The sequence below is a fragment of the Apilactobacillus waqarii genome (assembly GCF_019061205.1).
GTDB lineage: Bacteria > Bacillota > Bacilli > Lactobacillales > Lactobacillaceae > Apilactobacillus > Apilactobacillus waqarii.
In genome coordinates this window covers 129,985-155,475 of sequence record NZ_JAHQYH010000002.1, presented here as the reverse complement: position 1 = coordinate 155,475, position 25,491 = coordinate 129,985, and the positions used below count along the sequence as shown (strand labels likewise).

Genomic DNA, 25,491 nt, shown 5'->3' with positions numbered 1-25,491 from the left:
TAGTAAGAGCTAAGGAAAATGGCTATAATTATCGTATATTCTAATAAAAGGACTTGATATGATGGAATTTCGCATTGAACACGATTCATTAGGTGAGGTCAAAGTCCCTAAAGACGCTTTATTTGGCCCCCAAACGCAACGTAGTCTACATAATTTTAACATTGGTCGCACCATGCCAATGGAAGTCATCTATGCACTTTTGAAGATTAAAAAAGCCGTCGCTTTTGTTAATCACAATAATCAGACACTAGATGATGAAAAGTATATCGCCATCAACGAAGCAATCGATAAATTAATCAATGGTGACTATCAGGATGCCTTCCCACTTCATGTTTACCAAACCGGAAGTGGAACCCAGACTAACATGAACGTCAACGAAGTAGTCGCAAATCTGGCCAACCAACTACATCCAAATGCCCATGTTCATCCAAATGATCACGTTAATCAGTCACAGAGCTCAAATGACACTTTCCCTACTGCCATGATGATGGCAGCATATCAAGCCACCAATAGTGTCATTAAGACCGTCGAAGATTTAATCACATCGTTTGATAAGAAGCAAACTGAGTTTGCATCAATCATCAAGATTGGTCGTACCCACCTACAAGATGCTACCCCCATTACAGTCGGCCAAGAAATCAGTGGTTGGAAATCAACTCTAGAACATGACGTTGTCACTCTAAACGCCATCAAAGAATCGCTACTTGAACTACCAATTGGTGGAACCGCCGTCGGAACTGGACTTAACACCAAGAATGGTTTTGACCAAGACGTAGTCGACACAATCAATCATAACGAAAACACCAACTATAAGGTGGCGGAAAATAAGTTCCACGGTCTAGCCGACCATTCCGAAATCACCTCAGTTCATGGTATTTTTAAGACCTTGGCGTCTGATTTAATCAAGATTGGAAACGACATCCGTTTTCTATCTTCCGGACCTCGTGCTGGATACAACGAACTAGACATTCCAAGCAACGAACCTGGATCATCAATCATGCCAGGTAAGGTCAACCCGACTCAAATCGAAGCATTGACGATGGTCTCCGCAAAGGTCTTTGGAAATGACGCCACCATCACATTTGCTAACAGCCAAGGAAACTTCGAGATGAACGTCTACAAACCAATCATCATCGACAGCTTCTTGGAAAGCACCGAGTTGTTGAACGAATCAATCAAGTCATTCACCGAAAAACTAGTCGATGGCCTAACCGTAAACGTCGATCGTATCAACGAACTATTGAACAACTCACTAATGTTAGTGACTGCATTAAGCCCTCACATCGGTTACGAAAAGAGTGCCAAAATCGCCCAATGGGCTGAACAAAATAACACGACACTAAAGGAATCCGCTCAACACTTTAATATTGATGAAAAAGATTTTGATAAGTGGGTTAACGTTTCAAACATGACTCACCCCAATAAATAAAAGAATGTACACAAAAAGCAATGCCTCAAAGAAGCATTGCTTTTTTAATGATAATAATAATATCCAATAATCGATATTGTCATCGCATTTACAACTATGTGCATGAGAATTGATGACCTAGCGTTTCTAGTCTGGTTATATAACCATGCCATCCAAAAACCGTATTGGGCAAAAAAGATAAACGAGAATAAATTATGGTATCTCATATGGAACAGACCATAGAATAAAGCTGAAACAATCTCGCCTAACCATCTCCAATTATCGGAGAACGCCACGTCTAGGATGTAAGCTCGAAATACCAATTCTTCAAGAACCGGTGACAATAAAACGAATCCAATAATTAACAAAAATAACGACCATGTATTGTCATACAAATTTTTAGGGAATTGGGTTGCTTCGATTTTAAATCGATCTTGAAAGAAAATATCGAACATGAAAATATAAGCTTGGGCAATTAAAAATGCCATCACAGTTGCAAACGCTGTTAGTTGATAGTCCTTTAGACTTAACATCTTAAACAGATTCCCGTTGCCATACCTTCTATACGCATAAACTGCAAAGTTTAACATAATAATATAAGCACCAAAGAATTCAATTGTTAAAGCAACATTATTAGTGTTTAACTGGTTAGATTTAATATATTGAACGGGAATAAACTGAATCGAGCTAGCAACCATGCAGATTAGGCAAAAACCAATGAAACCACGTTTTAAGAGGTGGTCCGTTCTCCAAGTGTCACTGTTACGCACCATTCATCCTTCTTTCTAGATATTATCAATGAAAAAATATTTTTATACTCTTGATTTTTATACACTTATATAATAATCAAAAGATATTTTACCATTTAACTGTGCTATATTTTCTTAAGTTTTGGTAAAAGTTTGTTATTAGATGGCTTGTGAATAACGATTGATAAGGCAATGATTCCGTATACTAAGACATATATAATCAGTTCAATCCATTCGCTATTTGGAAGAGGTGTATAATCTGCTTTGGGCAAGCCACCAATAATAGCAAAAAAGAAATCAAAAACGAAATGAAGTGCCATTGGGGCAATAATGGTTCCACTCTTAATATATACAGCGCCTAAAATCATTCCAAATGCTGCCGCGTGAATCACTTGAAATGTTGTAGCACTAAATGATTGCAACGACAAGTTAGAATAGTGGACAGCACCAAATAACAATGAAGAAATGATTAAAGCAAGTATCGTTCTCCATTGACTACTTGATTTGTTTATCATTAATTTTAAGGTAAATGCTAAAATAACCCCTCTAAACATCAATTCTTCAGATAACGCAGCAAGTGATCCAATGTTCAAAGCTATCCAGAAATTTTTACTAGTTATACAAAAAGCTACAACAATCAAACAAACTACTAAAAGTGATACCAAACCTATTTTTTTATCACTCGGTTTAAAAAATATTTTTTGTTTGATAAGCAAATAGTTAAGAAAGCATATTACAATAATTGATACAATTTTGTACAAGTTAATGTAAAGTAAAAAATGATCAGTAGGATTAAAAAATAATCTATAAATATGTTGCATCACAAAATTATCAATAACCACTTCAAAAACAATAAACATTGGAATTAAGATCCATTTCCATTTTTCTTCAATTTTTTGATTTAACATTTAACCACATCCATTTATTTAATAGAATAATAAATCTTTCAAATTGTACCATAATAATTTACTACTAAATAAAAAAAGCCGTTAAAAGCGGCTTTTTTTAATCATTCTTAATGTTCTTAATTTTTTGTTTACGTTTAATGATTTAATGTATTTGATGAACCCGATTAAACATAAAAAATTGCTACAATAATAAACTGTACTAGGCATTATTAATCTTTCGTAAAATCTTGTTATCATATGGCTTGTGATTAATAATTTCAACAGCCACAATTGAATAAACCAAGACATAGATAGATAGTCCAATCCACTGATTACTTTGGACACTTGTATAGTTGGTTGCTGACATTCCCTTAATCAAAGTAACCAAGAAGTCATAGATAAAATGAAGTGCTATTGGGACAATGATGGTCCCGCTCTTAATATACACAGCACCTAATAGCATCCCTAATGCGGCTGCATTGACTACTTGAAGTGAGGTAAAGCCAAATGATTGGCTGGTAAGGTTAATGTAGTGGAAACCACCAAAAATCAACGCAGAGATAACCAAGCTGGTAATGACTCTCCATTGATTAGTCGATTTTCTCGTCATTAGTTTTAATACAAACGCTAAAATGATTCCCCTAAACATTAATTCTTCTGGCAAGGCAGCAATTGTTCCGACGTCTAAAGCAATCCAGAAGTTCTTGTGTGTGAAGCATGTAAGCACGATAGTAAAACAGATTACTAAAAATACTAACCACCCTACCTTGGTCTCACTGGGTTTGAAGAATATCTTTTGTTTGATAATCCAGTAGTTCAATAAACAAATCACCAGAATTGAAACAATCTTGTAGATGTTTAGATAAGTATAGAAATGTTCGACTAGGTTAAAGGAAAGTAAATGAAACACAAATTTATAAACATGTGGCATTACATAATCATCAATCATCAATTCTGCAATCAAGATGATTGGAATCAAGATCCATTTCCAATTATCCTTAATCTTTTGGTTTAACATTTAATCACATCCGTTAAATTAATTATAGGTTCATTCTATCATACTAAGTTAAAACAAAATAAAAGCAGCCATTAGCGGCTGCTTTTTTAAACTCTTCTTAATAAATATTTCTTAGCAACTGCGGCAATTAATAAAACAATTCCGATAATCGCAAACAAGTATGAAAGTAGTTCTTTCTTTGTTCGATGAACGATGATTTGGACGTGATGAATACCAGCTGAAAGATGGGAAATTGTTAGTAATGCGTGCTTGTCGGCGGTTGTCTTAACAGTCTTACCATCGACAAGTACTTCATATGCAATACCCTTGTAGTGTAAAAATGGCAAGGTCATCTTCTTAATTGCAACCGGGGCTTTAAATGAGTATTTTCCATCGCCTAATAACTTCACCTTTAGTCGTTGATTCCCGTTATAGGTTGCAATGTGATTATTGGTGTTGTCATAGTACTTCACTGCAGCACTTGGGTAGTAATCGACCACCCCGACATTACTGAAGATCATGTTGTGGAAATCCTGATTGTTATTCAATCGATAGGTCTTACCATCTTCGACGAACTTATGGTTCAATTCAAAGCTGTTCTTGGTTTGGTTCACCACTGAAGTTTGTGCTTGGAGTTGAAGTAGGACAATTGCAATTGTTGCGACAACGATTGCAGCCCAAGAGAACGTCTCTTTTTTAAACATCTTCACGACAATTTCGGCGAAGATGTAGCAGAAGATTAGTTGTGGAATGATGTTTAGACGCCAAGTGAATTGAAGTGAATCGTTAATCCCAGTCTTAGCGATTAAATCCCATGGGAATAAGTTACTGCATAGGACTAGAAAACCAATTCCCACGAATAATAATTGCTTTGAGTATTTGCCTAAACGTCTGAAGCAGATAATTCCAAACACCAATCCCAATAGATTAATCACATTGAAGAATGGTCCAACACTGTTTTGAATAATCGATAGATACCAGATGTAAGTACTGGTACCAGTCACTTTCCAATACGATGGTGGGAAGCTAATCGAATTATTTCCGACGATAATGATAAACGGAATCCAGTATAGTGCTGTCAGTAACACGGTTAATACAACCGCCTTCACAAGCGCAATTAACTTATCCTTGTGTAGTAGTTTAACGATGTTAATCAATGCCATGACGATTAAGAAGAAAATCGCAATCGCGGTATTTACCACGTGACACATAATGATGGCACTCATTCCAAGACTCAATTCAATCCAGTCACTTTTTTCTAATAGGTTTAAGAAACCAAACAGAATTAGTGGTAGGTAAATCATTGATGATGAGCGACCGATATCATAACTGATGACGGCGTGGAACAAAATGGTAGCAGCCAATGTGTATCCGGAAGCGAAAACAAAACTAATCTTTTTGTTGTGGTTGTAACTGTAACTCGCAAAGTAAGCCACCAACAACGCGAAGAAGTTTCTTAGCATCAAGACGGTATAAACCAACGGAATAAATGACTTGATGACCAGAGAAAGGACCGCAATTGGTAGCATCCCTAGCTGTGGGTATAACGCCATCACGGCAGAACCGGTTTGGTTATATTGGTTTAATGCAACAAGTGGAAACGGACTCTTGTTAACTAATGATTCACGCAAGTCCCAAATGCGTTCCCAGTGGAAATGCATGTCGGATCCCATGACAATAAACTTGTAGTGCCACATGATTGAGACACTTAATAATGACATGACCATAAAAATTAGGATGACAATTCCATGATTGCGCCAGAAGTCATGCAGTCTACTTTTTTGATTCATTATAATTAAATTCCCCTAATCGTTCTTTAATATCTCCTAATTATACCATTATTATAAAAAACTAGAATTTAAAAAATAAAAAGGTCATCCGATATAAGATGACCTTTTTATTAATTATTTAACGTAAGTTTCAGAGAAGTCCCAGATTGGGCCATTTCCGTAGAAACGCACATTGTGAATATCGCTCTTAATTAGTTCAGCTTGTGCTGGTTGGAATAGAGGAATTAGACCTTGGTCATTTAATAATACCTTTTGGGCGTCGACTAAATCGTTCCAGCGTTTTGCTGGGTTCAATGCATCGTCGTCATTTGATTTATCAATCAACTTGTCGTATTCAGCATTGCTCCACTTAGCTGTGTTCATTGCATTAGTTGAATATCTAATGTTTAGAGGTGAGATTGGATCACTGATTGATGGGCTCCAACCTGTCACAGCAACTTGGTATTGACCACTTAGGAAACGAGCAGTCGCAACTGTGTTTGGAAGTAATGTTAGGTTAACCTTTAGACCAGGTAACTTGGAGAATTGGTTTTGAATGAATTCGACGATTGGCTTAGCATCTTCACCGTTGTTACTGTTGATGGAGATGGTTAAGTTCTTCTTACCGATTTCACTTAGCCCCTTATTCCATAGCTTCTTAGCTTGTTCAACGTTACCGTTAACTGCATCGGGAACACTAGCGTAGTCGTTAAAGTCCTTAGCGTTACGTGATGCCAAAGTATCTGGCACAATTCCACGTGCTTGAGTGGAACCGTTACCTAAAACATCGTTTAGTAATTCTTTTCTATCGATGATTAATGATAGCGCTTTTCTGATGTTAACGTTTCTAAAGGCTGGTTCGTTCTTGTTACTTAGTGTTAAGTATCTTACACTGTAAATCTTTCTCAAATGAAAGTCCTTTGAGTTCTTGTAACTACTGTATTGTTGTTTACCAACTAAAGTAGTTTGGTCTAGTTTACCGCTTTGATATTCGTTTAGAGCAGTTTGTGGGTCCTTGATAACTGTGTACTTAACGCTGTCTAGTTTTGTCTTGTCAGCATTGTAGTATTCCTTGTTCTTGGTTAAAGTCCATGAATCATTAGTACCAGTCCAGTTAGTAATCTTAAATGCACCATTGTATAGCATTTTGCTACTTGTAGTACCGTAGCTCTTGCCGTATTTCTTAACAACACTTTCTGATTGTGGGTAGAAGATTGGTAATACTAATAGGTTTAAGAAGTATGGTTGTGGCTTAGTTAACTTAATTTGTAGTTTGTACTTGCCAGTTGCTTTTACACCCAACTTATCTGGTGATAGTTGTGACTTAGAGATGGCTGTATAATTTTCAATATTTGCCATGTAATAAGCTTCTTGTGAGGCAGTCTTTGGATCAGCACTACGTTTGATTCCGTATTCGAAATCCTTAGCAGTTAATTCTTGGCCGTTACTCCACTTAGTGTGTTTCAATTCAAATGTGTATGTCTTACCATCTTTTGAAACGTGGTAGCTCTTAGCGGTTGCTAAACGCACCTTATTACTACCATCTGGCGATACTAAACCAGAAAAAGCATTATAAACAGCTTGTTGAGTGTTAGTGTCAACAGCTTTTGATGGATCAAGTGATGAAATTGATGCATTGGTTGTCCAATTTAAATGTTTCTTGTTGCTTGATTGACTCTTACCACAAGCAGTTAATACCAAACCTAATAACGCTGTGGTTAAAACAATTGATAATATCCGTGACTTCTTCATATCCATACTCCTTTGTTCAATAAGTACTTCTTTACATAGATGGCCATCTAAAAAAAGAAAAAGGGCGTCATGATTCTACGCTAAAAAGCCGAACCATGACACCCTGTTATAATCTAATTAAAAAACGTTTTCTTGATTAGAAAATAAGAATAGAGTTCATGCTTCGATACTGACAACAACACATTTGTTCTTCGTTAGACATCTTCATAATGAACCCCCTCCTTACAATTTATAAGCATAATACATCCGAATGAAATTTTTAGCAACTCTAATTACTCGCCTTTTCATCCGTAAAAGCCGAACTTTATTCATTAAAGTATAAAAAAGCCCATGACAGCAGTCTTTTTGGCCAAATAAAAAGCCACCAAAAAATTTGGTGGTTTTTATGATTTATTTAATGTAAGCGTGAGAGAAGTCCCAAACTGGACCATTTCCTAGATACTTAACGCCATGAATGTTTGTCTTCATTAGTTCAGGTTGTGCCTTTTGAATCAATGGAATAATTCCTTGATCATTTAGGATTACCTTTTGAGCGTTAACTAGGTCAAAGAAACGCTTAGTTTTGTTGTTAGCATCTTCATTGTTGGAACGGTCAACGTACATGTCATACATTGAGTTACCCCACTTAGAAGTGTTAATTGGACTAGTTGATACCTTAGTTTGTAGCGGTGAAATTGGGTCACTAATTGATGGGTCCCAACCAGAAACAGATAGTTCATAGTCTGATTTTAGTGAACGACCAGAAGCAACGTTGTTAGGTAAGATTTGTGCGGTTACCTTTAGTCCTGGAAGTCTGTCTAATTCAGTTTGTAAGAATTCTGTGACAGCACGACTTGTTTGGTCGTTGTTGTTCATGATTGAAATTGACACTGACTTCTTGCCAATTTCCTTTAATCCCTTGGCCCATAGTTGCTTAGCCTTTGTCATGTCACCGGTAGTGGCATCCTTAACAGTAGCGTAGTCGTTGAAGTCCTTACCGTTCATGTAAGCTAAAGTATCTGGAACCAATCCTCTAGCAGCAAATGAACCGTCACCTAGGACGTTTTGAGTTAGTTCTTCACGATTAATTGCTAATGATAATGCCTTTCTTAGGTTCTTGTTCTTTAATGCAGGAACCTTGCTTTGGTTGATTGAAAGGTATTGAACCATAAATTGCTTGTGGTTCACAAAGTCCTTGTTGTTCTTGTAAGTGTTAACTTGTTGTTTACCAGCCAATAGTGTTTGATCCAGCTTACCTGATTGGTATTCATCCAATGCAGTTTGTGGATCCTTAATCACTGAGTAGTTGATATTCTTTAACTTCACATTTTGGCTGTCATAGTAATCGTTGTTCTTGGATAATGTCCAAGCGTCATTACTACCCTTCCAGTTAGTAACAGCAAATGGTCCATTATATACCATCTTGTCTGATGTTGTTCCGTAGGCAGTGCCGTACTTTTCAACAAATGACTTTTGTTGTGGGTAAAAGACAGGTAATGCTAAAACATTTAGGAAGTCTGCTTGTGGCTTGGTCAAAGTAATTTGCAACTTTTTGTTGCCCATTGCCTTAACACCCAACTTGTCAGATGACATTGAACCTGTCTTAACCTTATCGTAATTCATAATATTGGCCATGTAATATGCCATTTGTGAAGCGGTCTTAGGGTCGGCGCTACGTTTGATTCCGTATTCGAAATCACCTGCAGTAACCTTCTTACCATTGCTCCACTTTGTGTTTCTTAAGGTGAAAGTGTAAGTCTTTCCACCATTAGTAATCTTGTAGCTCTTAGCAATTGCTAGGTCGATTTTGTTTCCCTTGTCGGGAGTTACCAAACCACGCATTGCATTGTATAGCACTTGATCACTAGTAACATCGACTGCCTTAGAAGGATCTAGGGTGGTCAATGTTGTATTACTCATCCAATTCAATGAATCTGTTCTAGATGTTTTATCTGATGATTTACCACAAGCGGCAAGCACTATTGTTGCGGCAAACGCCACTACACCTAGTTTCGCAATTGACTTGAACTTCATAAAACTTCATCCCCCTATTTTAAGATTATTCAATTATAATCTTCCACAATATGTTATCAAAAATAGCACATCTAAAAAGCCAATGCAATTGAAAATATCGTACGCTAATGATTATCAGTGGTAATTATTATGTAAAATGATAGAATAGCTATATTGTATATAATTTTAAAGGGGACTGATTCATATGCGTATTGGAGTTACGTCAGACATCATTTTTAGCCAAGACGAACCATTTCGTCAAAGAGAAGGTCATTTTGCCCAAAGAACATTGATGAACTGTTTACTAGAAAATAATATTACTCCAGTTATCTTTCCAGTTGGAAAGCCAAGCATGGCTGCAGAACTATTAGAAACTGTCGATGGAGTAATCTTTACTGGTGGTCCAGATGTATTACCTAAATATTATGGCGAAGAACCAATTGCCCAAATTGGTCGTACATTTGAAACCAGAGATGAATTCGAATTAGCGTTAGTTAAACAAGCAATTAGAATGCACAAACCAATCCTAGCAATTTGTCGTGGATTACAAATCGTAAACGTTGCAATGGGCGGAACTTTATACCAAGACATTGGTGCTCAATTCACCCCACAAAACGGATTACCACAATTACAACACGAACAAAAAGCAATCGGATACTCACCAGTACACCACATCAGTATTGATGAAGATTCATTACTAGCCAAGACATTTGGTACACGTGCGTTCGTTAACTCATTCCACCACGAAGCAGCTAAGGATGTAGCCGAAGGACTACATGTCGTAGCCCGTGCCGACGATGGTATGATTGAAGGACTAGAAAATGACGACAAGTCAATTCAATGTGTGCAATGGCATCCAGAAAACATGTGGGACCAATACGATGAAGAAAACCAACTTTTCGTTGATTTCTTCAACCGTGTTCACCACTTCTAGACAAAATAAAAAGTCGACCTAATCAGGTCGGCTTTTTATTTGTTGGAGACTTTGATTGCACGTAGGAAGAAGAAACGTTCGAATCTTCTGTGCATGTATTCAACTTTTAATCCTTTGTTTTCAAATTCAACAGCATACTTCTTTGTCATACGTGGAGTATTTACCATAAAGATTATTCCCTTATCAGCAATTACACGAGCGATTTCAAAAGCAATATCCTTATACACTGCCCTCTTAGGTGTGCTCAATTGATTACCATTTGCGGAAATTGCAGTGATAGCATCAAATTCATTATCATCAAACGGTAAATTTTCAATATCTGCAGTAGTAATTTCAATACGGTCTTTAACATTTTCTAGGTATGCATTTTTTTCAAGTCTTTTGATGGTGTATTGATACTTGTCTTCAACACCATAAACTTTGTTTAGTTTAGTATCACGAGCTAGCTTGATTAAAGCGTAGCCAGTTCCTGTACCTAAATCTAATCCCTTATTCTTGCCTTCAAACTTGTTTTCATCAACGAATTGACGAACAAAGTTCTTCTTAAAAGTAACACTTCTAAATAGTGCCCAAATAGCAATTAAAATTAGGATTAAAACGTACATGTAAAATCTTTTTTTGTGGTCTAAAGAAATTGATCCTAAAAGACATAGTGCACCAATGATTGCAGCAGCAATGATGTATGGTTCATCAGTCTTATATCTGTACCAATGTTTTACCCAACCGGTAATTTTTTTCATTATTATGTATCCTTTCTAAAAAACACTCTGAATATATAATAACAAATATAATCCAAATTACTTAAAAAATAAATTGATTTTTTAAATTAAATCTATTGTTTAAAACAAGACCTGACGTTTATCAGGTCTTTTTTTGATTATTATTTAATTGCTTTTAGTTCTTGTTGAGTTAACCACTTGTGGTTCTTGATAACCATCTTAGTCTTAGTATCCTTGAAAGTTACCACGTAAGCAGGTCCTTTGTGAACCTTAACAATCTTACCCTTAGCACCCTTCATATCGTACATATGATCAGCTAAAACAGTAACCTTTTTACCAGCTTTTAGGGCACCCTTTGCTTTTAGTTCGCTAGCTACTACCCACTTGTGGTTTTTAACCATCTTGCCACCGTTTGTTGGCATGAAGTCAATTTCGTATAGATTGGTCTTGTATACACCGGCAACAGTTGCCTTAGCGTTGTACATACCTTCCATGTGCTTAGCCTTTAATGTTACCTTTTGGCCAACGTGGAATTTAGCATGAGTAGCTTTCTTCAAGCCCTTTGGTAGTTTAGAATTCATGTTCATTTCTAAACCATCCATCATCATGCCACCCATCATTGAGTGTTTCATGTTCATCTTCTTTGAAGATTTTTTAGTCATCTTCATAGTTGATTTCTTGGCAGTATTCTTCTTTGCTGACTTCTTAGTCATCTTCATTGATGATTTCTTGGTAGTCTTCTTTTCCATCTTCATTGATGACATGTCGTGCATGTTGCTCATTGAATCAGCACTTGCAGCTACACCTGATAGTAATGATAGTGATAAAGCAGCAACTGAAAGTGAAGTCATAATGTTTCTTTTCTTCATTATTTGGCACCCCTTATAAAAATATGTTTTGCATTAATTAATCTTGCTTGATTAAGAATATATCAAATTGATATCTCATTGTCTACAAATGTAACCCGAAATGATTAAAAAAGATTACATTCCTATGAAAATGTAGAAAAATATCTAATTATAAGTTAAGATAGTCATAATATTTATTATGAAAGAAGGATTCATACATGAAGTTTCAAAAAAGCATCATGACCGCTCTAACCGGTGCTGTCTTAATCTCCACACCAGCCGTTGCTGTCAATGCCAGCTCACTACCAAGTAAATCTTCCAGCTACTGGAACCAAGCACGTGTCGTTACCACCACTAAGAAAATTGTGGCAACTGAACACAAGGTAGTTAAGAAAAATATCTCTAAGAAAGTTCTAAAGAAGGTTAACATCAAAAAGGGAGCCAAAATCTCTGTCGCTCACTTGAAGGGAAACACTTGGAAGATTACCGGTGTTAAGACTCCTAAAAATACTGTTCTAACAACTAGCCAAGCTAAAACCACTTGGATGAAACAAGTTGTTAAAAAGACTGCAGCTAAGAAGACTACCAAGGTAACTACTAACACTAACAAGAACGTTCCTTTATACGCTGTTACCAAGAAGACCACCGTTTACGGATACGCTGTTAAGAACAACACCATCCAATCCAAGAAGATTATCAAAAAGAGTACCATTGCTAAAAACCAAGTTATTTTAGTTAGAAAATTAAACAACGGTCAATGGATGTTAATCGGTGGAAGCGTTCCTGAAATCAAGAACGGTATCTGGATTACTAAGACCACTAAGTCAAACTGGATTAAACGTGTTCCCGTTTACACTACCAGCAAGAAGACTGTTCCTACCAATGATTTAAGCACTAAGGAAGCAAAAGATGCATACTACGCATTAAACGCCCCAATCGGCACTGGTAAGACTGTTCTTAAGTTCGGTGACCCCGTTAAGGCAATGAAAATCGACGATTCAAACGATATGTTGGTAATCGATGGTAAGAGCTACAAGGTTGCCATCAACAACAACCAACCTTACGCCATCACTTCAAACACATTAGTATTGAAACTAGCTAATGGAAACACTGGACTACAATCTCTATACAACCCTGGTGACAGTCGTGTAATTCTTCCAAAGACTTACACCCCATCAAATGGTGATCAATGGTTCGAATACAACCAAAAACAAGGTAACTACAAGGTTTACGTTTATGCTTCTTCATTAGAAGGATGGTTATTCCGCGAAATATATACACCAAAGCAAACTACTTCAACTAACACCACCACTTCAAACACTACTAACACAAACCAATCAACTGGTACTACCAACACCAACACCAATACCACTACTGCTAAGTAATAAAAAGAGGACTGACAATATGTCAGTCCTCTTTATTTTTATTCAGCTTCTCCGATGGCACCGGCAATGTCATCATTTGAGAAATCGTGTTTCATAAAGTCATCATTTGATGATGGTAGTTTTTGCACTAATTCATCAAGTTTTTGAACCTTAATGTCACCAGAAACCATTTCAAAATCTAGTAAATGGCCCCCTACTGATTTGTCGTCAGCCAAGAAATGAAGATGGAATCCACCAACGGCTGCACCATTGAAGATTTGTGGTGAGAAGTATCCAATCACAGTTCCTTCAACATCTTCAGCTTCGAATTCGTTTTGTTTGTGAGCACATTCAACGAGTGTTGGGTAAGGTTTATCTTGCTTATGAACTGATCTAGTCTTAACAGACTTGAAAGTTCCGTGGGCCTTAACAGCGTAGAAAACGTTGTTCCAGTCTAGCTTAGAAGATACTTTTTCTTCTAAGTCTTCCATCTTAACTAATGCATGCACGTTAGCTAAGTGTTCAAAGCTAGCAAAATGAACGTCACCGAATGGCACCATAAAGTCGTCGTCTAATTCGTTGACCTTGCCGTCACCATTAATTTGATAAGCAACACCGTTTAAGATAACTAATTCACCATCTAAACCGTCACCAGTACCGATACCAGTGTCACCATGCTTTAATAGTTCTTTTAGTGGTAGAGTTCCTTCGAATAATCCGGGAACTAACATTGCTAATGTACCGTATTGGTACAAGGAATTAGCATTATTCATTACTTTTCATCTCCTAATTAATTTATTCAAGTTTATCACAACCACTTAAAAATGGATAAAAAAATAACCGATACCTACGACAGTATCGGTTATTGATGGAAAAATTAAAATCACCCAGTGCCTTGAATAATTTTAATTTACGATCAGCTTATTTATGGAATATCGATTCACGTAAGAACTGGTTTGCTCTTTGTTTACTAATTATATTCAGGGAAGAATTCATAATCGTTTTTCTGGAGTGAGCATACCATGAAAGTGCATAATAATATTTATATGAACACATGCAAACGTAATAAATGTTTTAACTTTATTTATCTACTTTTGGACGAGAGAATTAATTTATAAACTCGGGGAAATTCATAAATTAACGGATTTTTGATCTACTACTTACCAGCGCGACTTGATAAGTAACAGAACTAGAGATAGTTTTATAAGAAAGTGTATGAATAAAGTTCTCAAAGAAAGTTAGACTAAGGTTACACGATTTCATGATAGTAATTTGTTGTGGTTCCTAGTGAGTCGATGCGCCTCCAAAATTTATTATTATTGGTGTTATGTTATGCTACAATTCCACGATTTTTAAGCAATTCTGAAGGTGCATAAATCACTTGATAGACAAATTTAGGGGTATCTAAATCAAGTAATCATATTCTAATAAATAAACATCAAGAGTTTAACCAAAAAGATTAAACAAAGAGAAAGCTAACAATCTTAACAGTTAAAATTAACGATTAATCCGTTAACCAACTCTTCGAAGACAATAATATAATTTTGACAAAACACTGTCAAAACGGCAATTGCTAGACTTTTATCAAATTAATCTTTGCAAAATCCGCTATAAAATAGGCTTTTAATTTTTCAATTGGACACCCGGTCCATTTGATACATTCAAAACTTAACCAAAAATAAAAAAGAGAAGAAAATCTTAACATTTTCCTCTCTTTTATTTTTTAATGCTTAAAATACGGCCTTGTATAAGATTGCAGCTAGGGTGGCTCCAATGATTGGAGCTATGATTGGTACCCAACTATATTTCCAGTGTGACCCACCCTTGTTCTTAAATGGACAAAAGGCGTGAACAATTCTGGGCATAATATCTCTAGCTGGATTCAATGCTGGTCCGGTTGGGCCACCGAATGAAACAACCAAACACATTACTAGAAAACCTAGCGCGATAAAGTCAGCACGTGGATCTAGTTTGTCGGCAGTCATTGCCAAGGCACCTAATACCAACAGGAAGGTTCCGATTAATTCGTTAATGAACCCATTTAGGTAACTGTGAGCGGAGTCAATGGTTGCAAAAGTTCCTAAAACACATTCACAGTTAGTAGTATTGTCATAGTATGGCTTGTAAGTAAGTACCACCGCAATTTGACCAACCGTTGCCCCTAACAATTGAGCAACAATATATGGTAATACTTCATGCCATGGGAATTGGTTTGTAAAAGCCAAAGCAAGTGTCATTGCTGGATTAATTTGGGCTCCGGAAATTGTCGCAAACATCATTGCTGGAATCATAACCCCGATTCCGTAACCAAAGCCAATTAATACCCATCCACCATGGAAACCTTTAGTTCCCTTCAATTCGACATTGGCAACTGATCCGTTACCCAATGCGACCATGATGGCTGTTCCAATAAATTCAGCGATGCATCTAGTTAATAGCGTGTAATGATCCAAAATTTTCTTCTCCTTTATATAAACTACACAGTATTTACTCCATCATCTTTATCTTGCTCAAGTTCTTCCATCCGTTTTTAAACGGCAACGCTTCTACAAACCAATCTGGCGGCATAAAAAAGAGTTGTAAAATTCGAATCGACCTTATAACTCTCGCCATAATTTCTTTTCCAAATTCATATGTAGTAATTTGTTGATAGTATGTTAAACCATAACAGTATATCGATAATCTTGTTGAAACGAGTTATTAGACAGCGTGTATAACTTTTTGATTATTGTTATTTTCTTAAGATTTTAAATAATCAAGCCAACATTTTGCTAACAACCCAGCAAAAATAATTATATGACCCACACTGCCGTTTTTCAATAACTAATAAAGATTATTTAACCACTTTTTATAAGCATTTAATGGTTACTTATAATTCAACAATTTTAAGTTAAGCTTAGCTTATAAAAAACGCCCCTTTTATAAAAACTTTTTATATCAATCTTAACTAAAATATATTTTAAACTTTTTTGCATAAACTTAATTAAATTTGTAAAAACTTAAGTATTTATCTCGCTAGATAAGATTATAATTATAAGCATGGCAAAGATTTAATGTAGTTCACATTACTCAGCCCTGAATAGTAAAAATTTATAAGGGGGATTTAATCAGAATGTTTATTAAAAGCAAATCCAAGAAAAGAATCGTAATGTCTTTTCTAAATTTATCGGCTCACCAAGACATTAACACAATTAGTACAAACGACATCATCGAAAACGCAAATATTTCTCGTGGTACTTTTTACAATCACTTCAAGAATAAAATCGACATCGTTAACTTCATCGAAACTAGCATCAGTCATTCTTTAGATGAACAATTTGTTAACGTTGATAAAAACTATGATAACTTTTTCTATATTCTAAGCGAAAAGGTATTCCCAATCGTCTACGATGATCGTGAATACATCAAGGTTCTATACGAATTCTACGAACCTCAACTATTCTCATTTTTAAGCAGTCATTATTCCAAATTCCTAGTTCCTTACTTCGAGAACTACGATGAAAAAAAATATGGCATCCCTAAGTACTATGTGTTAACTTTCTTCTTCAGAGTCATTTTAGACGCGATTATGTCATGGATTTCACAACCAATTCCATTGTCAGTTGAAGAATTCAAGAAAGTATTCTACCGCCTAATCAACACTTCAATGACTGAAATTTGTGGAATTGTCATCAGAAGATAAAAAAGAAGCCCAAAAGGCTTCTTTTTTTACATATTATTTTACGAACTTAACGATTTCAGCATTGAATGCATCTAAATCGTCAGGAGTTCTGCTTGTGACTAGTTTGTGTTTTTCATCTACTACGACTGGTTCGTCATGAACTTCAGCACCGGCATAGAATAGGTCATATCTGATTGTTGTGTATGCAGTCAACTTCAATTCACTTGCCAAACCGGTTTGAATAAAGAATTGAGGACCGTGACAAATTGCAAACACAGGCTTATTAGCCAATAGGAAACGTTTTACAAAATCATTGAAACGATCATCTGCTCTCAATGCATCTGGAGAGCCTCCGCCGGGTAATAGCAATGCGTCATAATCATCGAAGTTGGCGTCGTCGATACCCAGATCAACCTTTTGTGTATCGCCATGTTCACCGGTAATTGTGTTTCCGGCCATGTCTTCGATGATTTCAACTTCATGACCTGCATCCTTTAATGCCTTCATAGGTGAAGTTAATTCAGAATCTTCGTATCCGCTGGTAACAATTGCAGCAATCTTACTCATAGATACAACCTCCTTTTTTCTTTCTTCACCATCCATGGTATTAGGGAAAAGCATTTATTACAAGTTTTTGGTTTGTAAAAAAATCATGATTAAATTATGAATAAATAATTTAAATTATTGATATTTAGCCCCTAATTTGATTAAAATACTAATAGAACATATTGAGGAGATATAGTATGAATAAAACTTTTAAGATTTTCCTTGCGCTTTTTACGTGCCTACTAGTATTAAGTGCTTGTGGTAAGAAGAAGGCTGAAGATACCAACCAAACCATTTCCGGTCCAAAGCCTTCCCTGTCAGATGCCCTAAACACTTCAGGCATCTCATTAGAAAAGTACCAACAAATCAAGTACACCGATCAACAATTACACGGTGGTTCAAGTTATAAGAAGGTCGTTAGCCTACTAGGAAACCCTTCCAAGACTACCGACACTACCCTTACCAACAATGCTCAAGCAAAGCAATACACTTGGCAAATGGGTGGCAATGCACAACTACAATACATATTTGTAATTGTTTACAAGGACAAGGTTTTAAGCAAGGGTTATCAACAAAACACCGCTGCTAAAATCGTCAAGAAGGCAAAGATTGAAAAACTTGCTAAAAACACTTCATTCTCTGACGCTCAAGCAACTCTAGGCTCACCTCTTTCACAACAAGAAGCTGATGGAATGTCATTTATGACCTACCAATATGACAATTCACACGCCTACAACCTTACCTTTAAGGACAAAAAGCTTAGCGAAAAGCAATCTGTTAGTCTAAATACTAATAACTAATAAAAAAAGAACCGATATTATATCGGTTCTTTTTTACATGATATCAATATATCCTTCATCCCTTAATGAATCTAGTGTTTCCAATAGATCATCGGTGCTCATGTTATCTAGTTGTTCCAGGAATTGCTTTTCGTAGGTGTCGATTAAATCATCAAAATAGGACTTAATTGTTTTGGGTTCCAATTGACGATACATTCTCATCTTATCTTCTGGTTTACGAAGGTCGAATTGATAGTATTGTTGGAATTTTTGAACGTACCATGCCCCCTTAATCTTCGCACGGTATGTCATAATTCTTTCGTCTGTCCAATACATATAATCACCTCATTTTATTCGCTGTAATAGAATAATTATATAACAAATTAAAATTAGATGACAAAATTTTACCAATAAAAAAAGATATCCATCTGGATATCTTTTTATTTTTACTTTTGGCCACGTTCGTATGACGCATCAAAGACCTTAAAATCATGATCATGTAGTTCTTTTGCAGCATCTGCCAACCAGTTAGTGTTTCTTAGCAATGCGCGTCCTTCCATAATCAAATCGGCTTGGTCGTTTTGTAGAATGTATTCGGCTAAACCAGGGTTGTCTAGCAAACCAACAGTTGAGACATCAATATTTACCGCTTTTTTAAGTTCAGTGGCAAATGGAGTTTGATATCCGTCATGAACTGGGAAGTTAGGTCCTTTTGGAAGTAATCCACCGGTTGAAACGTCGATTAGTTTTATGCCGGCTTCTTCTAACCACTTACCGATTTGTTGCCAGTCAGCCATAGTGTTTTGTAGTCCACTGTCATCGTAATCGGTTAGTGATAAACGAATCCAGACAGGACCAGCAAAGTTAGCCTTCACAGCATCAATGACTTCAGAAACAATGCGGAAACGATTTTCTAGACTACCACCGTATTCGTCATCACGCTTGTTGGAAACGGCTGATAAGAATTGGTTCAGCAAGTAACCGTGGGCACCATGAATTTCGACCATGTCAACTCCAGCATCGCTAGCTCGTTTAGCAGCTTGACCGAATTCGTTAACTATATTTGCGATATCTTCCTTACTTAGTTCAACAGGTGTATTGCTGTCGTCGCTAAATGCGATTGCGCTTGGTGCAACCGGAACATCTTCATCGGCAGCCTTTCTACCAGCATGGTTCAATTGAACCCCTACCTTTGAACCTAGGTAGTGAAGAGAGTCAACCAAACGACTGAATTCACTAACTTGTTCGTCATTCCATAACCCTAGGTCGTTGTTACTAATACGCCCTCTTGGATCCACGGCAGTTGATTCGGTAATGATTAAACCAACACCACTAATTGCACGCATCCCATAGTGAGCAAAGTGAAATGGTGTAGCAATTCCATTTTCACGAATCACTTCATATGTACACATTGGTGACATCACTACTCGATTCTTAAGAGATAGTCCACCAACATTTGCCGGTGCAAGTAATTTTGACATATTCATCTTCCTTTCGCTTACTTAATGTAAGCTATTATACTCGGATAATTATTAAAATAAAAGAAAAAAGACACCCTCTCGGATGTCTACTTAATCAATGCTTTCATCGCGTTATTGAAACAATCAAGTGAACAGTTAATTTCACCTTTGATGATTCTAAACTTACGATCAACATATTCTTGTGTTATTTCACGTTCATCTGTTTCATTTAAGTATTCCACCAAATGGTCGATATCTCGAATAACATTACTGTCCCTATTGGTACCATCTAGTGCGTTTATGATGTGTGAACGCGTTCTTTTTAATGTTAGTAAATTGTTGTCAATTTCTTCTCTAGTCATCGCAATCCACCTCCAAATACTATCTTATTAATTATAATGATGTTTCATCAATTAACAAATATTTAGTTCTTGTCAGTTTCAATTGACTTAATATTCTTACGAACTAGGAACAAGTTAATCCCTGCTAGAATAGTGGTAGCAATGAACACACCACGATATCCGCCGATTAAAACAACTGCTGAACCAATCATTGGTCCAGTGACGTTTCCAGCTGCTTGGAAGCTTTGGTTCCAACTAAAGACCTGACTGATTCGGTCATGTGGACTGTACTTAGCTAGGATTGCCTGAACCGTCGGCAACAATGCCGCATCGGAAATCCCGATTAGAAAACGCAAGGTCCCTAGTTGCCAGACGTTTTGCACGAATGTTGTTAGGAAGAAGACACCCATTGAAAATACTAGCCCAAATTTCAATATTTGATGTGAACCAATCTTATCACCCAAACGGCCAAAGAATGGAGCGACTGATATCATCGCCACCCCGTTGATGGCTTGTATAATTCCGGCGGTCAACGCAATGTTGGTCGATGTCGGATCCAATTGTTTAACGTACAAACTCAAGATTGGTGAGATTGAGTTATTAGTTGCTTGAATAAATAAGGTGGTTAAGAACATTCCAAATAAGATTTGCTTAGTTGGAATTCCAGATAAGAAATGGGGTTGCTTTTCCCCTTTTTCGTGTGGCACTGGTTTAAAGTTTTCATGAACAAAAAAGATACTTAGGATAAATGCAACCAACATTGCTAGACCGGTAATCAAAAATGTATAACGGTAGCCAAATGTATCGGCGATTAATCCACCAATCATTGGTCCGATTAATGTTCCAGATACGTTTCCTGTCGATAGTTTTCCAGAAGCCTGCCCCACATGACTCTTTGGTGTTTCGGCAGCCACTAAGGCATTGGCGTTACTGATGAATCCTGAAAAGACACCTTGTAAAAGACGTAGGATAATTAATTGCCATGCACTAGTTACAAGACTCATTGCACCAATTACGACGGCCATTCCCAAGGATGCTCTAAGTAACATTGGCTTTCGACCATACTTATCAGCTAGGATTCCCCACAATGGTGAAACAATCATCTTAACAAGAAATGGTGCTGCAAATGCCATCCCACTGTAAATGGATGTTTGAGTGGCGTTGTAATCGCCCAGTTGACCTATAAATAATGCAATGAAAGGACTAATACTACTAAATCCGATTCCAGCTACAAATGTCCCAAACCACAAGACATTTAGGTTTTGTTTCCAATTTATCGCTCGATCACCCAAGGGTGAACTCATCTCCTTATTATTGAAATCTTGAATACATAATTAAAAATTATAACACTTAAGGATATTTTCTGTAATTATTAAGTAATTTTTAAGATTGTATCTATATATTTGAGCTAAATGTAAACTATGATAATATATTCTAAACAAAACTTTCAATAAGGGGTGAAGGTAATGCAACAAACTCAAAGCTTTTTTATGCTTTTTGCGTATGGTGTTTTTCTATTTGGCGCCATTTGTATGGGAATTGGATGGTTCTTCTTCAAGCTTCGCGCGATGTCAAATCAACCTGCTTGGGATGGAATCGGTGGTAAACTAATTAAATTTGGTTTATTTATTGTTGTAATTGGGGTAATCCTGGTTGGATTAGCTGTATATTTATTAGGAATTAAATAGGTGAAAAAATATGAAAAAGACAATTAAAATGATCGCTGCTGCTGCGTTAATCGGTTCTGTGATTGCTTCATCAGCACCAGCTGTAACTACTCACGCAAGCTCTACTAAAAAAGAATCTACATTAATTAAAAAATTTAAACAACAAACTACTGATGATGCCAAAATCGCAACTACTAAATCAATCAGTAAGCTAACTACCGCTGACTTGAATAACTTCATTCCAACTCAAGCAATGAAGGTTTCTGGCAATCAAGTTACCGATCCTGGTTCTGATGCTAATTTTGTAACTAAAATTAACTATAACGCTAAAAAGAATCCTAAAAACGTAATCAAATTACCAAAGGGTTATACTAACGCTACACTAAAAAAAGCAGCTAGCGAAAAATCAATCGGTAACTACAAGTTGCAAGTGGCAATGGGTAAAATTGGTCTAAAGGGGCTAGCAATTAACTCATTTACACCAAGTAAGAAAGATTTAAGTAGAAATGTTAACCTAAATAAAATGACTTACAGTCAAAGAAAAGAACTTACTCAATTCGCCCTAAGTATTCTAAATCCTGCAATCAAGCAAGCTAAGGGAATTCAGTACAAATCTTCTAAGAATACCATTGCTGTTGCTCAAACATTCGCCGATGTTTATAGCAAGGACAACTGGAACAACACCGGTAAAAAAACTGGCCATGACTTAAGAACAAGATCCGTCGCATCTAAGAAATATAACATTTCTGACGTTGCAGAAGAAAATTACAGTGATAACCCATCATTTGCTTTAACTAGCACTAAGCTTAAGAAACGTGTAGTAACTATGGCTGCTTTAAAGCATGCCGTATACAATTCAATTGCTCTTCAATTATTTGAAGATGGTCCTTCATATTGGGGTCATGCAACTGCTCTAATGAATTTAGACATCCATAAAAAGTATCAACCAAACTACTTTGCCGTTTCTTTCGATAAGTTTGGTGGTATTCACTTTGTGATGGTGCCACACAACAAATTAGTTAATAAGAAATATGTTCCAGGAGCACTTGTATAGTGTAGAATGGAGATAAACAAAAAGCTCACAAATAATTTGTGAGCTTTTTTATCCTAATAGATGAGGATGATATATATGTATTTTATACCACTAACATTAATAATTTGCATTGGACTACTATGTTGGTCGTTTTATAAAAATAAGGCTTCTTTTTGGAACGGATTCTTATTTTTAATGACACTATTCGCTCTAACTGGAAACGTCATGTTTTTCTCTCTCATAAGCAACAGCAAAATACTACACTCCGTATTTTTAATACTTACTTTGCTAATTATGATTGTATTAACGCTAATATATGCTCTTCATGCAGTTCTATTGATTTGGAATGGAATTATTGTTTGGAGAAGAGAAAACCATTCATTAGCCAACCTACTAACATTAATAATTGGTGTATTCTTGTTGATTTATCCACTATTAAGTTTTCTATTCTTAAGAAAACTAATTCCCAAGCCGTACAACTTAATGATTGAACACTTTACTGAAATGAGTTCATTTTACATCATTAGTATTTTCTTGATTTTTTCCCTTTCCGTTTGGATTTGTAACTTCTATCGTCCCAAACCAGACAAGGACTTCATCATTGTCTTGGGAGCTGGTTTGCTAAACGGAAACGAGGTCTCACCACTACTGGCATCTCGAATCGACCGTGCGATTGATTTCTATCAAAACCAAATCAGTGTTTCTGACAAGCATCCCCTAATCATCTGTTCCGGTGGTCAAGGTGGCGACGAAAAGATTCCAGAGGGTGTGGCCATGAGAGACTATGTGCTTCAAAAAGGCATCAATCCAGATGACGTTGTCGCGGAAGATAAGTCAGTCAACACGATTCAAAACTTCGCGTTTTCCAAGAAGATTGTCGACAGATACAAACTAGATTCAAATAACGGTATCTTCGTTTCCAACAACTATCACATCTACCGTGCCACAGCTTACGCTAAGAATGCCGGCATGAAAATTAATGGAATCGGATCAAAGACCAGCGGATTTTTTCTACCAAATGCCATTATCAGAGAATTCATTGCCATTTTAATGAGACACAAGCTTGCTAACCTATTAGTCATCCTATTGTTTGTCGTAATTTCTATAGTTAATAAAATATAATAAAAAAGCATCGTTTTTTTCGATGCTTTTTTATTTATGCTACATAAGCCACAACACACGCTAACAGGATAATTCCCACGAATACCATTGCGGCTACCAATAGTTTATCTTGTTTCATATTCTTACCTCTTTTTTGTAACCATAGTTTAACATTTATTCTATATTATTACTGCTATACTATTATCAACAAAGAAGGTGTATCAATGAAAAAATTCTTAATTTTATTAACCTTTTTCTCTACCCTGGCGGTATCGACAAACGGTTATGAAGCTTTCGCTAAGGCTAAAAATACTAAACCATATATTTACAGTGTATCAGACGAGAACAATCATGGTGTCGGGGTCATCAATTCAAAACACTATGAATATTTATACACTGATTTAACGTTTACTAAGCATGCCAAACGATTATCCAAATTACAAGATCAACCAGTAACCGTTGGTACCAGTTACCACGTTCAAAAATACAAAAAAGGCAAAAAAATCCAAGCAATCTACCAAGCCCTTTACCAAAATCATCAACTAATCGGATACGCTTGGCATGGTGCCATTCAGTTGAATAAGACCGCATCATTTAACCATCAAATGGCTGTTAATACAATTGGTGTTATTAATACAGCTAGAAACTATAATGGCCTGGCTCCTCTTCAATTAGACTTTGATCTGGAAAAAGATGCCAACAACAAAATTACTTCAATCCAAAACAGTCCAATTCCATCTAATTCCGATAGTGTTTCCTACTGGCAATTCAGTGATGAAAATAACTACCGCGGAACCTCACTAAGTTGGATTTTGTATTCCGATGTCTCAAATAGTTCAGATGAAAACTACACCAAGTTATTAACCGATGGTAATATCACCAAGATTGGTGTTTCTGCCAAGAATACCACCATCTTAAACGGTCAAACCAACCAATCAAATAACTACTATGTCGTTATAGAGACAAAATAAAAACGTTGCTACTAAGCAACGTTTTTTATTTTTGAATGTCTTCTAGATAGCTATTGGTTAACTTCTTCATCGTATCTTCCCAGTTGTAGTTAGTACTATTACAAATGGCGTTGATAAAGTTCAACTGTTCAGCTTCAATCTTTTCGATTAATTTTCGTCCATCATCTGTTAAATACACGACTTTTTTTCTCTTATCAGATTTGGCTGGTCCAGTATAAACCAGATTACGTTCTCGCAAATCTCGGCACGCCACGTTTAACGCCTGTTTTGAAATATCTAAGATTTGTAGTAATTGTTTGATTGTAATCTCATCAATTGTATCAATTGAGAATAACATTTTTTGTTGATTTGAAGTTAGGTTATACTTTGATAAATCGACGATTCGATTGATTTCTTGATACGCAAAGTAAAAGACCATTAATTTCTTTTTATCGATCATTTTATTCTCCTTTAGGTCAATTAAGTTGACCTTATATAGAATAGTGCTATTATTATAGAAAGGTCAATTAAATT

The 25,491-nt window shown here is 36.2% G+C and carries 25 protein-coding genes; 9 read left to right on the top strand and 16 right to left on the bottom strand.

The window, feature by feature from the left end; genetic code table 11:
• Positions 1–58: 58 nt before the first annotated feature.
• A complete protein-coding gene (locus KTJ72_RS02120) occupies positions 59–1,429 on the top strand; it encodes a class II fumarate hydratase (RefSeq protein WP_217304029.1) in 1,371 nt (456 codons plus the stop codon).
• Positions 1,430–1,473: 44 nt separating this feature from the next.
• Here KTJ72_RS02120 and KTJ72_RS02115 read toward each other — a convergent pair whose 3' ends face one another.
• The 6 genes from KTJ72_RS02115 to KTJ72_RS02090 all read right to left on the bottom strand — a co-directional run bounded on the left by KTJ72_RS02115 (position 1,474) and on the right by KTJ72_RS02090 (position 9,575).
• A complete protein-coding gene (locus KTJ72_RS02115) occupies positions 1,474–2,181 on the bottom strand; it encodes a CPBP family intramembrane glutamic endopeptidase (RefSeq protein WP_217304028.1) in 708 nt (235 codons plus the stop codon).
• A 101-nt stretch (positions 2,182–2,282) separates the two neighbouring features.
• Positions 2,283–3,065 (bottom strand): CPBP family intramembrane glutamic endopeptidase, encoded by a 783-nt coding sequence (locus KTJ72_RS02110; protein WP_217304027.1) that lies wholly within the window; start codon positions 3,063–3,065, stop codon positions 2,283–2,285.
• A 199-nt stretch (positions 3,066–3,264) separates the two neighbouring features.
• Positions 3,265–4,062 (bottom strand): CPBP family intramembrane glutamic endopeptidase, encoded by a 798-nt coding sequence (locus KTJ72_RS02105; RefSeq protein WP_217304026.1) that lies wholly within the window; start codon positions 4,060–4,062, stop codon positions 3,265–3,267.
• 86 nt (positions 4,063–4,148) lie between these two features.
• On the bottom strand, positions 4,149–5,831 hold the full coding sequence (locus KTJ72_RS02100) for a hypothetical protein (protein ID WP_217304025.1): 1,683 nt from the start codon (positions 5,829–5,831) through the stop codon (positions 4,149–4,151).
• Positions 5,832–5,945: 114 nt separating this feature from the next.
• Positions 5,946–7,562 (bottom strand): peptide ABC transporter substrate-binding protein, encoded by a 1,617-nt coding sequence (locus KTJ72_RS02095; RefSeq protein WP_217304024.1) that lies wholly within the window; start codon positions 7,560–7,562, stop codon positions 5,946–5,948.
• 390 nt (positions 7,563–7,952) lie between these two features.
• On the bottom strand, positions 7,953–9,575 hold the full coding sequence (locus tag KTJ72_RS02090) for a peptide ABC transporter substrate-binding protein (RefSeq protein ID WP_217304023.1): 1,623 nt from the start codon (positions 9,573–9,575) through the stop codon (positions 7,953–7,955).
• A gap of 184 nt (positions 9,576–9,759) precedes the next feature.
• On the opposite strand from KTJ72_RS02090, the gene KTJ72_RS02085 reads away from it, so the two are divergent.
• Complete coding sequence (locus KTJ72_RS02085) at positions 9,760–10,488, top strand: gamma-glutamyl-gamma-aminobutyrate hydrolase family protein (protein ID WP_217304022.1); 729 nt, start codon at positions 9,760–9,762, stop codon at positions 10,486–10,488.
• A 35-nt stretch (positions 10,489–10,523) separates the two neighbouring features.
• Here KTJ72_RS02085 and KTJ72_RS02080 read toward each other — a convergent pair whose 3' ends face one another.
• On the bottom strand, positions 10,524–11,228 hold the full coding sequence (locus KTJ72_RS02080) for a class I SAM-dependent methyltransferase (protein ID WP_217304021.1): 705 nt from the start codon (positions 11,226–11,228) through the stop codon (positions 10,524–10,526).
• 140 nt (positions 11,229–11,368) lie between these two features.
• A complete protein-coding gene (locus tag KTJ72_RS02075; RefSeq protein WP_249419533.1) occupies positions 11,369–12,076 on the bottom strand; it encodes a YdhK family protein in 708 nt (235 codons plus the stop codon).
• Between the two features lie 197 nt (positions 12,077–12,273).
• On the opposite strand from KTJ72_RS02075, the gene KTJ72_RS02070 reads away from it, so the two are divergent.
• Positions 12,274–13,440 carry a hypothetical protein gene (locus KTJ72_RS02070; RefSeq protein WP_217304020.1) on the top strand — a complete coding sequence of 389 codons (1,167 nt, stop codon included), beginning with the start codon at positions 12,274–12,276 and terminating at the stop codon, positions 13,438–13,440.
• A 38-nt stretch (positions 13,441–13,478) separates the two neighbouring features.
• Here KTJ72_RS02070 and budA read toward each other — a convergent pair whose 3' ends face one another.
• Positions 13,479–14,192, bottom strand: coding sequence for an acetolactate decarboxylase (gene budA, locus KTJ72_RS02065; protein WP_217304019.1), 714 nt, complete (start codon positions 14,190–14,192; stop codon positions 13,479–13,481).
• Positions 14,193–15,149: 957 nt separating this feature from the next.
• Positions 15,150–15,872, bottom strand: coding sequence for an MIP/aquaporin family protein (locus KTJ72_RS02060; protein WP_217304018.1), 723 nt, complete (start codon positions 15,870–15,872; stop codon positions 15,150–15,152).
• Positions 15,873–16,531: 659 nt separating this feature from the next.
• Between KTJ72_RS02060 and KTJ72_RS02055 the strand changes: the two genes are divergently transcribed.
• Positions 16,532–17,101 carry a TetR/AcrR family transcriptional regulator gene (locus KTJ72_RS02055; protein ID WP_034535314.1) on the top strand — a complete coding sequence of 190 codons (570 nt, stop codon included), beginning with the start codon at positions 16,532–16,534 and terminating at the stop codon, positions 17,099–17,101.
• 33 nt (positions 17,102–17,134) lie between these two features.
• On the opposite strand, the gene KTJ72_RS02050 is transcribed toward KTJ72_RS02055, so the two are convergent.
• Positions 17,135–17,647 carry a type 1 glutamine amidotransferase domain-containing protein gene (locus KTJ72_RS02050; RefSeq protein ID WP_053792116.1) on the bottom strand — a complete coding sequence of 171 codons (513 nt, stop codon included), beginning with the start codon at positions 17,645–17,647 and terminating at the stop codon, positions 17,135–17,137.
• A 176-nt stretch (positions 17,648–17,823) separates the two neighbouring features.
• Between KTJ72_RS02050 and KTJ72_RS02045 the strand changes: the two genes are divergently transcribed.
• The gene (locus KTJ72_RS02045) at positions 17,824–18,426 is read left to right on the top strand and encodes a DUF3862 domain-containing protein (RefSeq protein ID WP_041153128.1); all 603 of its coding nucleotides are present in this window, start codon (positions 17,824–17,826) and stop codon (positions 18,424–18,426) included.
• Between the two features lie 33 nt (positions 18,427–18,459).
• On the opposite strand, the gene KTJ72_RS02040 is transcribed toward KTJ72_RS02045, so the two are convergent.
• From KTJ72_RS02040 to KTJ72_RS02025, 4 genes are all read right to left on the bottom strand, one after another.
• Positions 18,460–18,741, bottom strand: coding sequence for a hypothetical protein (locus KTJ72_RS02040; protein WP_041153129.1), 282 nt, complete (start codon positions 18,739–18,741; stop codon positions 18,460–18,462).
• 110 nt (positions 18,742–18,851) lie between these two features.
• A complete protein-coding gene (locus KTJ72_RS02035; RefSeq protein WP_057198510.1) occupies positions 18,852–19,886 on the bottom strand; it encodes an NADH:flavin oxidoreductase/NADH oxidase in 1,035 nt (344 codons plus the stop codon).
• A gap of 86 nt (positions 19,887–19,972) precedes the next feature.
• On the bottom strand, positions 19,973–20,227 hold the full coding sequence (locus KTJ72_RS02030) for a hypothetical protein (protein WP_041153131.1): 255 nt from the start codon (positions 20,225–20,227) through the stop codon (positions 19,973–19,975).
• Between the two features lie 62 nt (positions 20,228–20,289).
• Positions 20,290–21,510: an MFS transporter gene (locus KTJ72_RS02025; protein ID WP_094750499.1), complete on the bottom strand. Its 1,221-nt coding sequence runs from the start codon at positions 21,508–21,510 to the stop codon at positions 20,290–20,292.
• A gap of 228 nt (positions 21,511–21,738) precedes the next feature.
• Here KTJ72_RS02025 and KTJ72_RS02020 point away from each other — a divergent pair, with 228 nt between their 5' ends.
• The 4 genes from KTJ72_RS02020 (at position 21,739) to KTJ72_RS02005 (ending at position 24,978) form a co-directional block, all read left to right on the top strand.
• Positions 21,739–21,894, top strand: a complete 156-nt coding sequence (locus KTJ72_RS02020) for a hypothetical protein (RefSeq protein ID WP_198178084.1) — start codon at positions 21,739–21,741, stop codon at positions 21,892–21,894.
• Positions 21,895–21,904: 10 nt separating this feature from the next.
• Positions 21,905–22,927, top strand: coding sequence for an SEC10/PgrA surface exclusion domain-containing protein (locus KTJ72_RS02015; RefSeq protein WP_057198514.1), 1,023 nt, complete (start codon positions 21,905–21,907; stop codon positions 22,925–22,927).
• A gap of 273 nt (positions 22,928–23,200) precedes the next feature.
• Complete coding sequence (locus KTJ72_RS02010; protein ID WP_191976494.1) at positions 23,201–24,028, top strand: YdcF family protein; 828 nt, start codon at positions 23,201–23,203, stop codon at positions 24,026–24,028.
• Between the two features lie 203 nt (positions 24,029–24,231).
• On the top strand, positions 24,232–24,978 hold the full coding sequence (locus tag KTJ72_RS02005; RefSeq protein WP_217304017.1) for a CAP domain-containing protein: 747 nt from the start codon (positions 24,232–24,234) through the stop codon (positions 24,976–24,978).
• Between the two features lie 25 nt (positions 24,979–25,003).
• Here the strand turns inward: KTJ72_RS02005 and KTJ72_RS02000 are convergent, their stop codons facing one another.
• Positions 25,004–25,417, bottom strand: a complete 414-nt coding sequence (locus KTJ72_RS02000; protein WP_041153137.1) for a MarR family winged helix-turn-helix transcriptional regulator — start codon at positions 25,415–25,417, stop codon at positions 25,004–25,006.
• Positions 25,418–25,491: the final 74 nt, after the last annotated feature.

Bases quoted from the DNA above. Each gene is read 5' to 3' on its own strand.
- KTJ72_RS02120 (WP_217304029.1), top strand. From the start codon at position 59: ATGATGGAATTTCGCATTGAACACGATTCATTAGGTGAGGTCAAAGTC.
- KTJ72_RS02115 (WP_217304028.1), bottom strand. From the start codon at position 2,181: ATGGTGCGTAACAGTGACACTTGGAGAACGGACCACCTCTTAAAACGT.
- KTJ72_RS02110 (WP_217304027.1), bottom strand. From the start codon at position 3,065: ATGTTAAATCAAAAAATTGAAGAAAAATGGAAATGGATCTTAATTCCA.
- KTJ72_RS02105 (WP_217304026.1), bottom strand. From the start codon at position 4,062: ATGTTAAACCAAAAGATTAAGGATAATTGGAAATGGATCTTGATTCCA.
- KTJ72_RS02100 (WP_217304025.1), bottom strand. From the start codon at position 5,831: ATGAATCAAAAAAGTAGACTGCATGACTTCTGGCGCAATCATGGAATT.
- KTJ72_RS02095 (WP_217304024.1), bottom strand. From the start codon at position 7,562: ATGAAGAAGTCACGGATATTATCAATTGTTTTAACCACAGCGTTATTA.
- KTJ72_RS02090 (WP_217304023.1), bottom strand. From the start codon at position 9,575: ATGAAGTTCAAGTCAATTGCGAAACTAGGTGTAGTGGCGTTTGCCGCA.
- KTJ72_RS02085 (WP_217304022.1), top strand. From the start codon at position 9,760: ATGCGTATTGGAGTTACGTCAGACATCATTTTTAGCCAAGACGAACCA.
- KTJ72_RS02080 (WP_217304021.1), bottom strand. From the start codon at position 11,228: ATGAAAAAAATTACCGGTTGGGTAAAACATTGGTACAGATATAAGACT.
- KTJ72_RS02075 (WP_249419533.1), bottom strand. From the start codon at position 12,076: ATGAAGAAAAGAAACATTATGACTTCACTTTCAGTTGCTGCTTTATCA.
- KTJ72_RS02070 (WP_217304020.1), top strand. From the start codon at position 12,274: ATGAAGTTTCAAAAAAGCATCATGACCGCTCTAACCGGTGCTGTCTTA.
- budA (WP_217304019.1), bottom strand. From the start codon at position 14,192: ATGAATAATGCTAATTCCTTGTACCAATACGGTACATTAGCAATGTTA.
- KTJ72_RS02055 (WP_034535314.1), top strand. From the start codon at position 16,532: ATGTTTATTAAAAGCAAATCCAAGAAAAGAATCGTAATGTCTTTTCTA.
- KTJ72_RS02050 (WP_053792116.1), bottom strand. From the start codon at position 17,647: ATGAGTAAGATTGCTGCAATTGTTACCAGCGGATACGAAGATTCTGAA.
- KTJ72_RS02045 (WP_041153128.1), top strand. From the start codon at position 17,824: ATGAATAAAACTTTTAAGATTTTCCTTGCGCTTTTTACGTGCCTACTA.
- KTJ72_RS02040 (WP_041153129.1), bottom strand. From the start codon at position 18,741: ATGTATTGGACAGACGAAAGAATTATGACATACCGTGCGAAGATTAAG.
- KTJ72_RS02035 (WP_057198510.1), bottom strand. From the start codon at position 19,886: ATGTCAAAATTACTTGCACCGGCAAATGTTGGTGGACTATCTCTTAAG.
- KTJ72_RS02030 (WP_041153131.1), bottom strand. From the start codon at position 20,227: ATGACTAGAGAAGAAATTGACAACAATTTACTAACATTAAAAAGAACG.
- KTJ72_RS02025 (WP_094750499.1), bottom strand. From the start codon at position 21,510: ATGAGTTCACCCTTGGGTGATCGAGCGATAAATTGGAAACAAAACCTA.
- KTJ72_RS02020 (WP_198178084.1), top strand. From the start codon at position 21,739: ATGGGAATTGGATGGTTCTTCTTCAAGCTTCGCGCGATGTCAAATCAA.
- KTJ72_RS02015 (WP_057198514.1), top strand. From the start codon at position 21,905: ATGAAAAAGACAATTAAAATGATCGCTGCTGCTGCGTTAATCGGTTCT.
- KTJ72_RS02010 (WP_191976494.1), top strand. From the start codon at position 23,201: ATGATTGTATTAACGCTAATATATGCTCTTCATGCAGTTCTATTGATT.
- KTJ72_RS02005 (WP_217304017.1), top strand. From the start codon at position 24,232: ATGAAAAAATTCTTAATTTTATTAACCTTTTTCTCTACCCTGGCGGTA.
- KTJ72_RS02000 (WP_041153137.1), bottom strand. From the start codon at position 25,417: ATGATCGATAAAAAGAAATTAATGGTCTTTTACTTTGCGTATCAAGAA.